This is a genomic window from uncultured Desulfosarcina sp., from assembly GCF_963664155.2.
GTDB lineage: Bacteria > Desulfobacterota > Desulfobacteria > Desulfobacterales > Desulfosarcinaceae > Desulfosarcina.
The window spans coordinates 799,513-812,769 of sequence record NZ_CAXXXH010000002.1 but is presented as its reverse complement, the minus strand read 5'-3'; the positions used below and the strand labels follow the sequence as shown (position 1 = coordinate 812,769).

Sequence of the window (13,257 nt, the reverse complement as noted above, 5' to 3'; positions counted from 1 at the left end):
CTATCCCAAACGGCATGGAAGGAAGCTACTTTACCCGCTCCACGTATTGCCCGGTGCGGGTGTCGATGCGGATTTTTTCTCCTTCGTTGACAAAGGGCGGTACCTGAACCACATGGCCAGTTTCCAGCGTGGCCGGTTTGGTGGACCCGGCGGCGGTATCCCCCTTGGCCCAGGGTTCCGCCTCGGTGATGGTCAATTCCACAAAGTTGGGAAGCGAAATCTCAAGGGCTTTTTTATCGAACATGAGGACGTTGCACACGGTATTTTCCTTGAGAAAGGCCTTGGCATCGCCCACTTGGTCCTCGGACAGGAACTCCTGTTCATAGTTGGACGAGTTCATGAAGCAGTAAGTGTTTCCATCGAAGTAGAGATACTCCATCTCCACCGCTTCCAGATTGGCCTCCTTGAATTTCTCACCGGATCGGTAGGTCTTGTCGAACTGCGAACCCGAGATCATGTTCTTTAACCGGCATTTGTAAAGGGCCTGCCCCTTTCCGGGCTTCACAAACTCGAATTGGACGATTACATAAGGATCGCCGTCAATCTCTATCTTCAGTCCTTTGCGTAGATCACTGCTCTCATACATATGGTTTTCAACCTCCCTTGGGATTCGATTAATAATTCGGTTAATTGGGTGTATGACGGCTTAGTTTTTTAACCGCCGGGTCAATTCGTATTGGTTCGATGTCCAACCACGGCCATGTTATCTGCCCGGCGCGTTTCCGTCACAAGAGCCTTGACCCGGGCCAGATCCTTTTTGAAACGGATGGGACGCCTGTTCTGGTCTACGGCATTGGTGCAGGTGCAGCTGTCCACCCCAAAGGGTCGAACCCGCCGAATGCCGTCGGCAACATTTTCCGGCGAAATGCCCCCGGCCAGAATCACCGGAATTCGGCACCGGGCTACCAGTTGGGCGGCCGTTGCCCAGTCGCAAATCAGCCCGGTAATGCCAACGAATCCGACCACCGGTTGATCGTCGTCGGCGGCACCCGACTCGCCCACGATTTCCGTGTCGGTCAGAAAATAATCGCTCTGCAGTTCCAGCCTGGCTGCCAGTTCCAGCACGGCATCACGGCTTGCTCCCGCCGTCTGCCCGATGGGGATGGAGCGCATGATTCGAATGCTTGGAAACCGTCGTTTTACCGCCGCCTGCAACTGAAGCACCGCATCAACCGAACTGCCTCCGTCCCCATCCAGCCGGTCGCAGAAATGAACAATATCCGGCCGGTAATAGTCCAACGTATCGAACACGGCATCGGGGTTTGAAAATAACGGGATCAGGCTGCTGACAGCCTCCAGCTTCCGTACCACGGCAACGGTTTCACGGACGACCGGGTCGTGTCGATCATCGCACGAAGTGATCACGCTGCCGATGTGATCCACTCCCAAACCGATCATGTCCCGGGCTTCATCAGGCGTCTGGATTTCATATATCTGAACGATGGTGTTTTGCATTATCGTGAGCAGTTCTGGATAGTTAAACATAAGTATCGTGTACCGCCGGTGGCCGTTTCTATCACATTCAAGGCCTCTGTGCAAATCGTATCACCAATCGCCAGCCGTTGGACGGAAAACGCATTTGTAAAGTTGGAAATGCCTTGCTGTCCCATGCAACCATTTTCCGCCAACCCGCTAAGGGCCCTGATACACGGGGGGGTCAGTCATGGGTAGCCGTATCGGACGCGATCAGGTCCAAATTCGGCCGAAGCATTTTGTAATATGTCCGGATACGGTCCACATACATGACGGCTTCATTTCCACGGGCGTAGCGATGGTCGAGCGTGCTGTAATATTTTTTCTGCTGCAGCAGCGGGAATACCGATCGGACGCCGTGCCAGCTGTTTTCCGGCTTGCCTAACCGCCGGGCAAGGATTCTTGCGTCCTGCAGGTGGCCAAATCCAATATTGTAGGCAGCCAAGGCCATGAGGGTGCGGTCAGGCTCGGGCACCGCCTTGCCCACCAGGCGGTGCAGACGGGCCAGATAACGGGTACCGGCAAAAATCGACGACTCGACATCCATTCGGTTATCCAGATCCATGGATGCCGCCGTGTCGCGGGTAAGCATCATAATCCCGCGAACGCCGGTATAGCTTTCTGCCTTAGGGTTCCAATGCGACTCTTGATAGGCCAGGGCAGCAACCAGTTTCCAGTCCAGTTTGAATTTTTTGGCCGCGGCCTCGAAATAGGGGCGATATTTGGGAAGCCGGACTTTGATTCGCCGGCGGTACCGGGCCAGATCGACGTAATCGAATGATTCCAAATGGCTATAATAATGCTCAATGAGCCCCTTGATGGTTTCCCGGGTCTCTTTCCGGTCGAACCAGGTGAATAAAGCCTGTTTCAATCGGCGGTTGCGCTGATCTGTGGCCCACGTCAGTTTCTGGGGATGTCCCAGGGTCAGCATAATTTTCAGTTCCGGATAATAGTGGTGGTTCATGGACAGGATGTTGGAATCCACAACCGTAAGCGGCAGGGAACGGTTCCACACCATCTGAAGCAGATCTTCGTCACTGTATGCGGTCAGGATCTGCCAGCTGACGCCAGGATAGTTGCGGCGTAATTCCTCCAGATATTCGATGCGGGCGCTGCTGCCGGTCGTCCAGAGGGTGTATGCCTCGAGTGCTTTCCGGTTTTGGATTTCCGGCCCCCCGCGACGCCCGACCACCTGCTGTTCTACCTCCAGATACCCCGGGCCCAACGAAAGCAAACGGGCCGACTGGCTGCCAAAAGGAACGCCGGGGGCGATGATATCCCCTTTGCCAGCCCTGAGTGCGGCAATCATTTCGACTTCCTCCTCAATGATCTCTACGCGGAGGCTAACTCCCAGATAATCGGCAAAGGCCTTTGCCAGATCGTGCTCAAATCCGGCCGGACCATGGGGGCCTTCATAATAGCATGCGGAATTGTTGCGGGTAATCAGCACCAGTTCTCCCCGGGACAGCAGTGCTTCAAGATCATTTTGGGTCAGAGGAGAATTGCATCCCGAAATCACTAGAAACCCGCACAGTCCAACCAGACAACCCCAGATTTTTTGCAGCTTGCCATCACGCATATTCAGCCAAACCGTTTCATGGTTTACATCTGACTTCCAGTGAGTCTGGTGGTTTCACGTATTTGATCGACGAGAGGGTGTCGTGGTGATTTATAGTCGGAGATGTCGGATTTTTCAACCCGGACCCTACCTTCGTATTTGCCGGTCCAACCGACAGACGTTTCCAGATGACCAAACAGCCACCGATTTGTTCCCCGCCCCCCATGAGAATTGCGAAGCAGAAGGGCCCGGTTGCCTTTTTCAATTGATAATGGTATGACCCCCCAAATCTGTCAATCTGTTGAATTATAGGATATTTGCAATGTTTTAGCCTGGAGACCGCTCATGATTGTCATCATCGATTTCGGATCCCAATTTAACCAGCTCATCGCCCGGCGGGTGCGTGAATGTCGCGTCTACTGCCAGATCGAACCACCGACCGTCACCGCGGAACAGATTCGATCCTGGTCACCCGAAGGCATCATCCTTTCCGGAGGACCGGCCAGCATATATGAAAAGAACAGCCCTCGGGTGGACGCCGGCATTTTCGACCTTGGCATTCCTGTGCTGGGCATCTGCTACGGCATGCATTTCATGGTGGACACCCTGGGGGGGAAAGTCAAAAAGGCCGATAAACGGGAATACGGTTTTGCCTCCCTGACCGCTGGGCAGCAAAAAGGGCTTTTTGCCGGCATCGGCAATGAAACGGTGACTTGGATGAGCCACGGTGATTCCATCGACGCCCTGCCTGAAGGCTTCTCCATCATCGCTTCAACAGCCAACACCAAAGTGGCCGCAATGGCCAACACACGCAAAAAATTCTTCGGCGTTCAGTTTCATCCGGAGGTGGAGCATACCGCCAAAGGACGAAAGATGATTCACAACTTTCTTTTTGACATCTGTGGCTGCAAACCATCGTGGACCATGAAATCATTTGCCCGGGACACCATCGGACAGATCCAGGAAACGGTAGGCGATAAAAAAGTGATTCTCGGCCTTTCCGGTGGGGTGGACTCGTCGGTCACGGCTCTTTTGATTCACCGGGCGATCGGCAAGAACTTGACCTGCATCTTCGTGGACAACGGCCTGCTGCGGCAAAACGAGGCGGCCCAGTTGAAAGAAAAACTCAAAAGCCACCTGGACATCAACATCCGCTTCGTTAACGCCGCCTCCCGTTTTATCAAGGCCCTCGCCCATGTGACCGACCCGGAACGGAAACGTAAAATCATCGGCAAAGAGTTCATGGATGTGTTCGAAGCTGAAGCCTTGAAAATCGCAGATGCGGATTTTCTGGCCCAGGGTACGCTCTACCCGGATATCATCGAATCTCAATCGGCCTTCGGCGGTCCCACGGCGGTGATCAAATCCCACCACAATGTGGGTGGGCTTCCTAAAAAGATGAAGCTCAAACTGGTGGAGCCCTTAAAGTATCTGTTTAAAGATGAAGTGCGCAAGCTGGGAAAGACGTTGGGGTTGGACGACGAATTGGTCTGGCGACAGCCATTTCCCGGACCGGGGCTGGCTATCCGGGTTATCGGAGAGATCACCAGGAAACGTCTGGATATCCTGAGGGAAGTGGATACGGTACTCCAGGAAGAGATTCGCCAGGCCGGATACTACCGTAAACTCTGGCAGTCCTTTGCCGTTTTGCTGCCCATAAAGAGCGTCGGTATCATGGGCGACGGCCGCACCTATGAAAACATCGTTGCTATTCGGGCGGTCACCAGCAAGGATGCCATGACCGCAGACTGGGCCAAGCTCCCCCACCGGCTGCTGGGAAAAATTTCCAACCGGATCATCAATGAAGTACGGGGCGTCAACCGCGTCGTATACGACATCAGTTCCAAACCACCAAGCACCATCGAATGGGAATAGCGAAACGATGAAAGAAAAAGACGATACCGCCCGGTTCACCATCCGCGACGGAGAAGCGGAGCCTGATTCCATCTATATTTCGGATGCGGAGAATTTGCGTATCGAGAAGCTGAGCACCCGTGTCACGCTGGTGGCCGTACTCATCCCCTGCCTGCTGGTGGTTGTTTTGGCTATCGCCTATTTGGATATTAAAAACCGGGTCATCAACACGCAAAATTCCGGCTCCATGGGTGTCCAGAATCTATCTAAAGATCTGGAATCCAGGTTCTCCAACCTCTCTCTCAAACAGGCAAAAATCGAGGAGCAGCTTGCCCAGAACACCAAAGCCCTGGAAACCGCCACCGCCGCCCTGCAGATCAACCTGAAAAAAACCACCTCCGAATTCAAGCGAATCACTGACGGCAAGCCGGACCGGACGGAAATCACCACCGTCGTCACCAAAACAGAATCGTCCGTCGCCGCCCTGAAAAAAGAGATGGCCGATCTGAACATGGCCTTCAGCAAGTTTGACGAGGAACTGGCCGCCCAGATTCTGCTTATGGCAGAGGGTCTGAAAAAGGATCAGGGCCGGCTGGCAGAGATCGAAAAGAAAGCCCAGCAACTAGACGCTGAAAAGTTGGGCAAAGCGTCCCTGGATCTGGCCCTGGGCCTTGAGCGGTTGGGTCTTCAGGAAATGGTCAAGGATAGAATTCGTGAAATTGAGAAAAAACTGGCCGAAGTGAACAAGCAGATGGATGCATTGAATCAACGACTGAACGCACAGGTGCAGAAAGCACCTCCGTCACCGTCGGCAATCGCATCCCCGACGACGCCTGCGGCCCCGTCCGATGCCAAATCCAGTCCCCCCTCTATTGTGGAACAGACGATTAATTGACATAGAGCGGACGTTGGCTACCTGGTTTTATATTTTGAAAAATATTTAATTTTCTCTCTCCCCTGACTTTCGCGTAGCATCCTCCGCACTGCGTATTTTCTATCGCCAAAGCGAAGTCGCTTATCGGCACACCCCCATGGCCACCATCTTTTCCTCAATGCGCTGGATGTCCACCGGCAGGTCTACCTCGGGAGAATCATAGGGCGTAACCACCACCCGAATAGGGTAGCCGTGCTCCATGGCCCGAAGCTGTTCAAGCTTTTCGATCTCTTCCAGCCGTCCGGGTGAAAGCGCCCGAAAGCACTCCAGAAATTCTTGCGTATAGGCATAAACACCCAGATGTTTGTAGGTTTTGTAACTGTCTGACCCGTCCCTACCGTGGGGAATGGTTGCCCTGGAAAAGTAGAGCGCATCACCGTTATTGTCGAAGGTGACCTTGACATCTTTCGGATCCGTGATCTCGCGCGGGTCTACGATAGCAAAGGCCAGGGTGCTCATCTTTACCGACGGGTCATCGTAAAAGGGTTTTACCACGGCGTCAAAGCATCGGGGATCCACCAGGGGCTGGTCGCCCTGGATATTCACCACCACGTCCCTCCCATCCAGACCGAGTTGTTCAGCGGCTTCGGCCACCCGATCGGTGCCGGAGCGGCATGTGGACGACGTCATGACGACGTTGCCGCCAAAACGGGTAACCGCCTCCCGGATCCGGGGGTCATCGGTTGCCACGTGCACGGATTTTATGCATTTGGCCTGCATGGCCCGTTCACAGACCCATTGGATCATCGGCTTGCCGCAGATGTTGGCCAGCGGTTTACCATCAAATCGAGTGGAACTGTAGCGCGAGGGGATGATCACCACAACCCGCATTTATATATCCTTTTTCAGTTCACCGGTAATATCGACAATTTTTAAAAATACCGTCGAAAGCATTAATCCATAATGATGACCGAATTTACCAAAGCTCAAAAATGGGCTGGAAGGGAGCGTTGGGAATGGGTTTTATTTGTCCCATCCTCCGATGAGATGCAGGTGGAGATGAAAGATCACCTGTCCGCCGCCTTTCTCCACATTGAAAAGAAGCTTATACCCGGAGGCATCGACTTTCTCCCTTATGGCCATCTGTCTGGCGGTCATGATCATTTCAGCCAGAATGCCGTTGTCCGCTTCGGTAAGATCGTTGACGCTGCGAATATGCCGTTTGGGAACGATCAACAGATGGACGGGGGCGTGGGGGTTGATGTCACGGAAAATCACCAGGTTCTCGTTCTCGTACAAAAAATCGGTTCCCATCTGACCGTTTGAAATCTTACAAAAAAGGCAATCTTTTTCCATGGTGGGCGTCTCCTGTTGGCGCTTACATCGCCTGTCATGACAAGCAATGAAAAAATGGAGTGGCTGGAAAACGAATTTAAAAATGTCTGTTCCTACCGGTTCTGCAGCAAGCTTGTCAAGCAGACATTTACGGCCGGGAATTCACCTGTCCGTCCCCGGGTAGCCGTCCGGCGAATGTGATTAAAATCACTGAAATTCTTTATTTAAGTTTTAAAAGGGGCTGCCGATATGAACTTACAGCAACGTCAGCTGCCGGCCGTGACCAGAAAAATGCCACGGGCAGAATTTCCGAATCTGAAATGAGGCATATTATTACTTCATACCCATGCAAAGTGAATTGAAGCATACCCAGCCATGAACATCTTGATTGCAGACGACGACCCGGTCACCTTAAGCCTATTGTCATCACGCCTTGGCGCATGGGGCCATACGGTGCATCAGGCTGCCGAGGGTAGCGCGGCCTGGGAAATCATTCGCCGCACGCCCATCGAGATTGTCGTCAGCGATTGGATGATGCCTGGACTGGACGGCCTTCAATTGTGCCGCCGTATCCGCGAATGGCATGAACCCGGCTATATCTACGTGATCCTGATCAGCGCCCAGGACTCTAAAGCGGATATCGTCCGCGGGCTGGAAAGCGGCGTTGACGACTATATCACCAAGCCTATTGACATGGACGCGTTGCACGCCCGGATTGAAATTGGCGCGCGAATCGTCAACCTGGAGCGCAGGCTCAACCGCAAAATCGAGATCATCACCGCCAACCACTACCAGACCATCCGCATGTTCTCCCGGATGATGGAAGTCATTGACGATGAACTGGGTGGGCACTGCCGCCGAACAGCCAACCTGGCCGTTCAGATGGCCGGTCGGCATCCCGGCGTGGGTGACGCGGAAATTCCCATCATCGAGACGGCCGCTTTGCTCCACGACATCGGCATGGTGGGCATTCCCAAGTCCATCCTGAACAAACGACGCACGGAAATGGTCAATAACGAACGGCAGCTGTACCAATCCCACGCCGCCACGGGTGCACGCATCATCGGTGAAATTGAGATCATGAAGCCGGCAGCCCTTCTGGTGCGGATGCACCATGAACAGTACAATGGCAAGGGGTTCCCCGATGGGATTGGCGGTGATGAAATCCCCATCGGGGCGCAGCTCATATCGGCGGCCTCCATTTATGACAACATGATCCACAAGGGCAAAATCACTCTCGACAGGATCGCGGAGAATCTGCAGCGGATCAGGGGCTACCAGTTGTCGCCGGCAGTGGTGGAATTGTTGCTTGAAATTAATGTGGCGCAGCAATATGACCTGGCACGAAAAATGGAGGAGGAATGGGAACTCAATGATTTACAGCCAGGCATGGTGATAGCGGCCAACGTACGCATGAAAACCGGAGCCTTTGTCATGGCTGCCGATACCGAATTGGACGACCACAGTATCGACAAACTCAAACATTACCATAATATCGGCGCCATCACCAACAAGGTGCTGATTCGCAAATCTTCCATGAGGAGCTAAATGGATCTTGCAACCATCATCGGCCTGGTCAGTGGAAGCGTACTGATTCTGGTCTCCATCGTCATTGGCGGCAGCGCCCTGGTCTTCATTAATATCCCCGGCCTGTTGATCGTCGTCGGCGGGACCTTGGCAGCCACCTTCATAAAGTTTACGATGTCCGATGTCATCGGCTCCATCAGCGTGGCCATGAAAGCCTTTCTGGTGAAAATGGAAGCGCCGGAAAACATCATTAAAGAGATGGTGGACTTTACCCGCATTGCCAAAAAAGAAGGGCTGATCGCGTTGGAGAAGGAGAATCCATCGGATCCCTTTTCCGTTAAAGCGCTGAGGTACCTGTCTGACGGTTATGACGAAGGATTGATCGCCGATATGCTCCACAAGGATATCCGCCTGATGGGGCAGCGTCATACCACCGGCCAGAATGTGTTTAAAGGGATGGGCGATTCAGCTCCGGCATTCGGTATGGTCGGGACGCTCATCGGCCTCGTCCAGATGCTTTCCTCCATGTCGGACCCGTCCAGCATCGGGCCATCCATGGCTGTCGCGCTGCTGACGACCTTGTATGGTGCGGTCATCGCCAACCTCATCGCCCTCCCCATAGCCGATAAACTGGCATTGAGAAGTGAGCAGGAGCGTTTGAACAAAAGCATCATCGTCGAGGCGGCCATTGCCATCAACAGGGGCGTTTCCCCCATGGTGCTGGAAGAATCCCTCAAGATCTTCCTCTCTCCCAAAGAGCGGCAGCAGTCGGAAACCGAAAACAAGAACGCCGAATAGCAGGTAAACAATGAGTAACGATATCCAGGAATGCCCCCCATGTGTTAAAGGCGCCCCCATGTGGATGTGCACATTCGGCGATCTGATGAGCCTGCTGCTCTGTTTTTTCGTGCTGCTGCTGTCCTTTTCCGAAATTGATCGCCAGAAATACAAGGTAGTGGCCGGATCCATGGAAAAAGCGTTTGGCATGCAACGGCAAAAAAATGTTTCCGAATCTCCGCGCCATGGTTTGAAAATGATCGCCAAGGATTTCGACCAACAGGCTATTGCCACGCGGGTAAAAGAATTTATTGGTCGAGAACTGGAAGAGAACTTTGACGAGCTCTATGGAAAAATTGAAGACGACATCGAAATCGAAGCTAAGAAAGACCAGGTGGTCATCCGCATGATGGGAGAAAGCACTTTCGACTCGGGAAAGGCAGAAATCAAGCCCGAACTCAAACCGTTGATCCTGCGAATCGGCCAGATTCTGACAAGGGAAACCACCGGCGACATCATCATTGCCGGCCATACCGATGATGTGCCAGTCAGGGGCGGCCCCTTTCAATCCAATCTCAAACTGTCCATCGCCCGGGCCGCCAGTGTCGCCCAGTTTCTGCTTGACCAGACTGCAATCGACCCCAAGCGTTTATCCACAATGGGCTTCGGGGAATACCGACCCATTGCAGATAACCACATTGAACAGGGCCGACGCAAAAACCGCCGGGTGGAAATCATCGTCGGCACCATTCCCCGTCGCGAAGGAATGACGAATTACGAGAGTAATCCCTTGCCGCAATAATCCGTTTTCCTGCCTCAAGGATGTCTACGGGAATTGATTGAGAATAAATTGGGGTCGGAATGGGGATCTGAAACCCTCTTGGGTATCAACTTACATCCAGGTCCATATGCAGCCGTTGATGACCATGCGGAAAGACGGATGGATAGAGAAACCGATTGTTGCTGCTTATAGACTTAACGGTTTCGTTTGGATTAGCAGCAGAATGGTCTATCCGAGAAAATCCACCAGGGTGGGTTGAATGACCTGGGCGGCGGTTGCCAGCAGGACTTCGTAGGCAGTCTGCTGAACCTGCATATCAATGGCCGTCTGGGTGATGTCGGCGTCTTCCACACCTGACCGCATGGTTTCCACTGCATTGCTAAAACTGCTCCAATAATCATTGGTGGCCTCCAGGCGTTTGTAATCGGAGGCGAGGCCGCTTCTGGCTATCTGAATGCGGTCCCCAATCCGCTCTAACGGGTCAACAGCAGCCTGAATAGCCACCGGATCATCGGCGGTCAACGCCGCCTCCAGGTCGTCGAGCACCTGAAACAGGTTATCACCTCCCTCGATGAACATCTGGCTCCCGTCTGCTTCCAGTTCAACCGTAATCCCCTCCCCGATCATGACCCGATGGGAACCGGCATCGCCACTGTAGGCATAGGTAGCCGAATCAAAGGCCGGGGTGTCGGTCAGGTTGCCGGAGAAGAGGTAATTTTTTCCGTACTTGCTGTTGGCCAGGCCAATCGTCTGATCGCGGATATCCTTGACAGCTTCGGCAAGGGCGGTTTTATCCTCTGTCCCCGGGTATGACGCAATGCCCTTGGCCTCGCGCAGGAAATCATGGATCTGCCCCAAAATGGTCTCCGTGTATTTCACACGGGTCTGCGAATCGGTGATGTTTTCCTGATATTGATCGATGGTGTTGAGGGTGCTCCGGTAGCCGAGAACCTTTCCGATGCCAATGTGATCATCGGAAGGTCGGTTGATCCGTTTCCCGGATGCCAGCTTCAGTTGGGTATTCATCAACTGGGTGCTTTGCTTCGCGAGGTTGGCCTTTATGTTGTCTGCCATAATTTTGGCACTGATTCTCATCGGTTCCTCCTGCCGTCGGTTATATCATATCTATGAGGGTTTGGAGCATCTGATCAACGGTACTGACGAGTTTGGCAGCGGCCGTATAAGCACTCTGGAACTGGACCATATTGACCATCTCTTCATCCATAGAGACGCCCGACACCTCCTCACGGTAGGTGGACAACTGCAGGGACACCATGGATTGATGATCGGTATTTACCTTAGCCTGGGAGACGTTTCTTCCCACATCGCTGACCAGTGAATCGTAAAAATCATCGAAGGTCGCCGTTCCGCCGGACATGGACAGGCTGTTCTGGAGTTCACTGATGGCGATGGCATTGCCGTTGCCGCCGGGTACCCCTTCGGTATTCAGGGCAGCCGCCAGTAAGTTCGAATTATTGACGATATCCGTATTGACGGCGATATCCGACGCATCCGTACCGGTAAAAAAGTCTATGCCGGTGTCATCCGGCGGTGCCTCCAAGGTAAGACCGCTGCTGTGAAGCGTGTTGACTGCGGTGATCATGGTCAGGGCCATATCGTCCAACCGGGTCAGATAATCGGGTATGACGGTATCCCGCGCCTCGATCCATCCTTTTAATTTTCCGTCTGAAATATCACTGGTGATATTTTGAAGGGTTCCGCTGCTGCTCTGCCAGAACACATCATTAAACCCGTTGGCATTCAAGCCGGTGGTCAAATCCCAGGAATTGACACGATCGACCAGGGTGTGACCGTTGGCCGTAACGACCGTTAAATATCCGTCGGCATCCTCGAAACTATTGACGTTAATGAGATTGGAGAGCTCCTTGAGCTTGAGATCCCGCTGATCTCTGAATTCATTGGCACTGTGATCATTTCCGGCTTCGATTTCAGCGACCTTCAGGTTGAGTTCGGCAATTTCCCGGGTCAACGTGTTGATGTCGCCCACTGCACCATTGATGCTGGTGTCGCTGTCTTTCTGGACCTGATTGAGATCCCGGGTCAATTTATTGAACACGTCGGTCATGTTCTGGCTCTCTCCAATCAGGGTCACCCGCTCCGTATACCCGGACGGGTTGTTGGAAAGCTGCTGCCAGGCACCCCAGAACTGACTCATGGCATTGTTCAGGCCATATCCGGAGACTTCATCGAACATCAGTTCAGCCTTTTCCAGGGTTTCTCCCTGTGCCTGCCAGCGGCCTTCCTTGGAGGCGGCATCGGCAAGCTGGGCATTGATAAACCGGTCATAGATCCGCTGAATGGTCCGGTTGGCCCGAACGCCGGTGCTCAATGTGCCCCCCTCGTACCGTACCGGTTCATTCTGCTCCATATTGAGCCGTTGGCGGGAATAGCCTTCGGTGTTCACATTGGCGATGTTATTGGCCGTGATGTCCAAGGCCTTTTGCTGAGTGATAAGTGCGGTCTTGGCGACGTTCAACATGCCGTATACGATGTTTGCCATGGCTTGGGCCTCTGCTATTGACTATGGGTGTTCAAACGGTTCCACAAATGAACCGTCCCCCAGCAGACGGATAACCGACCGCAGATTGACGGGTTCCTGGTTTTTGATAAACCGAGCTGTCTTCAATGAGATTGGTCAGCAGTTTCAACGAACCTTTGATCAGTTTCAGATTGTGGCTGATCAGCAGCTGGTTGCGCCTGTTCTTGTCACGCACATCGTCGATGATAGATCGCAAGCGACTGGCACGGGACATCAGTTTTTCCCTGACTGGCGGTTTGACGAACCCGGCCAGTTGCCTGACCGTCATTAATTTGCCGTCTGTCGCGTATGCTTCCGATAGTTGGCCAACCAGCGTTTTTCTTTTTTCTTCAAGCTGCTGGAGGTTAACAACCAGAGATTCCTTTTCATACTGAACCCGGTCGAAAGGTTCCTTTCTTGAAAGGGAAATAGACGTTTCCTCATCGACCATGACTTTTTGCATGCTCTGGTAACAGGCCGTCTCTTCATCCAATAGGGTCAGCAGTTCGAGTATCTTCGCATTCATGGTATTGTCCTGT

At 53.1% G+C, this 13,257-nt stretch carries 13 protein-coding genes; 5 read left to right on the top strand and 8 right to left on the bottom strand.

All coding sequences use genetic code 11. The annotated features are described in order from the left end of the window. Window positions 1–25: 25 nt before the first annotated feature. From efp to mltF, 3 genes are all read right to left on the bottom strand, one after another. Window positions 26–586 (bottom strand): elongation factor P, encoded by a 561-nt coding sequence (gene efp / locus ACHZBS_RS27800; RefSeq protein WP_319409791.1) that lies wholly within the window; start codon window positions 584–586, stop codon window positions 26–28. Window positions 587–666: 80 nt separating this feature from the next. After that, on the bottom strand, window positions 667–1,485 hold the full coding sequence (locus ACHZBS_RS27795) for a hypothetical protein (RefSeq protein ID WP_319409790.1): 819 nt from the start codon (window positions 1,483–1,485) through the stop codon (window positions 667–669). A gap of 172 nt (window positions 1,486–1,657) precedes the next feature. Beyond that, window positions 1,658–3,052 carry a membrane-bound lytic murein transglycosylase MltF gene (mltF, locus tag ACHZBS_RS27790; protein ID WP_319409789.1) on the bottom strand — a complete coding sequence of 465 codons (1,395 nt, stop codon included), beginning with the start codon at window positions 3,050–3,052 and terminating at the stop codon, window positions 1,658–1,660. A gap of 324 nt (window positions 3,053–3,376) precedes the next feature. On the opposite strand from mltF, the gene guaA reads away from it, so the two are divergent. Beyond that, window positions 3,377–4,906, top strand: coding sequence for a glutamine-hydrolyzing GMP synthase (guaA, locus tag ACHZBS_RS27785; RefSeq protein WP_319409788.1), 1,530 nt, complete (start codon window positions 3,377–3,379; stop codon window positions 4,904–4,906). 7 nt (window positions 4,907–4,913) lie between these two features. Next, on the top strand, window positions 4,914–5,780 hold the full coding sequence (locus tag ACHZBS_RS27780) for a hypothetical protein (protein ID WP_319409787.1): 867 nt from the start codon (window positions 4,914–4,916) through the stop codon (window positions 5,778–5,780). A 120-nt stretch (window positions 5,781–5,900) separates the two neighbouring features. On the opposite strand, the gene kdsB is transcribed toward ACHZBS_RS27780, so the two are convergent. Both kdsB and ACHZBS_RS27770 read right to left on the bottom strand, forming a co-directional pair. Further along, window positions 5,901–6,650, bottom strand: a complete 750-nt coding sequence (gene kdsB, locus ACHZBS_RS27775; protein ID WP_319409786.1) for a 3-deoxy-manno-octulosonate cytidylyltransferase — start codon at window positions 6,648–6,650, stop codon at window positions 5,901–5,903. A 132-nt stretch (window positions 6,651–6,782) separates the two neighbouring features. Further along, the gene (locus tag ACHZBS_RS27770; RefSeq protein ID WP_319409785.1) at window positions 6,783–7,115 is read right to left on the bottom strand and encodes an HIT domain-containing protein; all 333 of its coding nucleotides are present in this window, start codon (window positions 7,113–7,115) and stop codon (window positions 6,783–6,785) included. A 354-nt stretch (window positions 7,116–7,469) separates the two neighbouring features. Here ACHZBS_RS27770 and ACHZBS_RS27765 point away from each other — a divergent pair, with 354 nt between their 5' ends. Genes ACHZBS_RS27765 through ACHZBS_RS27755 form a run of 3 tightly spaced genes read left to right on the top strand, consistent with a single transcriptional unit; the run spans window position 7,470 to window position 10,200 of the window. Continuing rightward, window positions 7,470–8,642 carry an HD domain-containing phosphohydrolase gene (locus ACHZBS_RS27765; protein ID WP_319409784.1) on the top strand — a complete coding sequence of 391 codons (1,173 nt, stop codon included), beginning with the start codon at window positions 7,470–7,472 and terminating at the stop codon, window positions 8,640–8,642. Further along, window positions 8,643–9,419 (top strand): MotA/TolQ/ExbB proton channel family protein, encoded by a 777-nt coding sequence (locus ACHZBS_RS27760; protein ID WP_319409783.1) that lies wholly within the window; start codon window positions 8,643–8,645, stop codon window positions 9,417–9,419. A gap of 10 nt (window positions 9,420–9,429) precedes the next feature. Beyond that, complete coding sequence (locus ACHZBS_RS27755; protein ID WP_319409782.1) at window positions 9,430–10,200, top strand: flagellar motor protein MotB; 771 nt, start codon at window positions 9,430–9,432, stop codon at window positions 10,198–10,200. A gap of 207 nt (window positions 10,201–10,407) precedes the next feature. Here ACHZBS_RS27755 and flgL read toward each other — a convergent pair whose 3' ends face one another. Genes flgL through ACHZBS_RS27740 form a run of 3 tightly spaced genes read right to left on the bottom strand, consistent with a single transcriptional unit; the run spans window position 10,408 to window position 13,244 of the window. After that, the gene (gene flgL, locus ACHZBS_RS27750) at window positions 10,408–11,274 is read right to left on the bottom strand and encodes a flagellar hook-associated protein FlgL (protein WP_319409781.1); all 867 of its coding nucleotides are present in this window, start codon (window positions 11,272–11,274) and stop codon (window positions 10,408–10,410) included. Between the two features lie 19 nt (window positions 11,275–11,293). Further along, on the bottom strand, window positions 11,294–12,700 hold the full coding sequence (flgK, locus tag ACHZBS_RS27745; protein ID WP_319409780.1) for a flagellar hook-associated protein FlgK: 1,407 nt from the start codon (window positions 12,698–12,700) through the stop codon (window positions 11,294–11,296). Between the two features lie 31 nt (window positions 12,701–12,731). Further along, on the bottom strand, window positions 12,732–13,244 hold the full coding sequence (locus ACHZBS_RS27740; protein ID WP_319409779.1) for a flagellar protein FlgN: 513 nt from the start codon (window positions 13,242–13,244) through the stop codon (window positions 12,732–12,734). Between the last annotated feature and the right edge of the window lie 13 nt (window positions 13,245–13,257).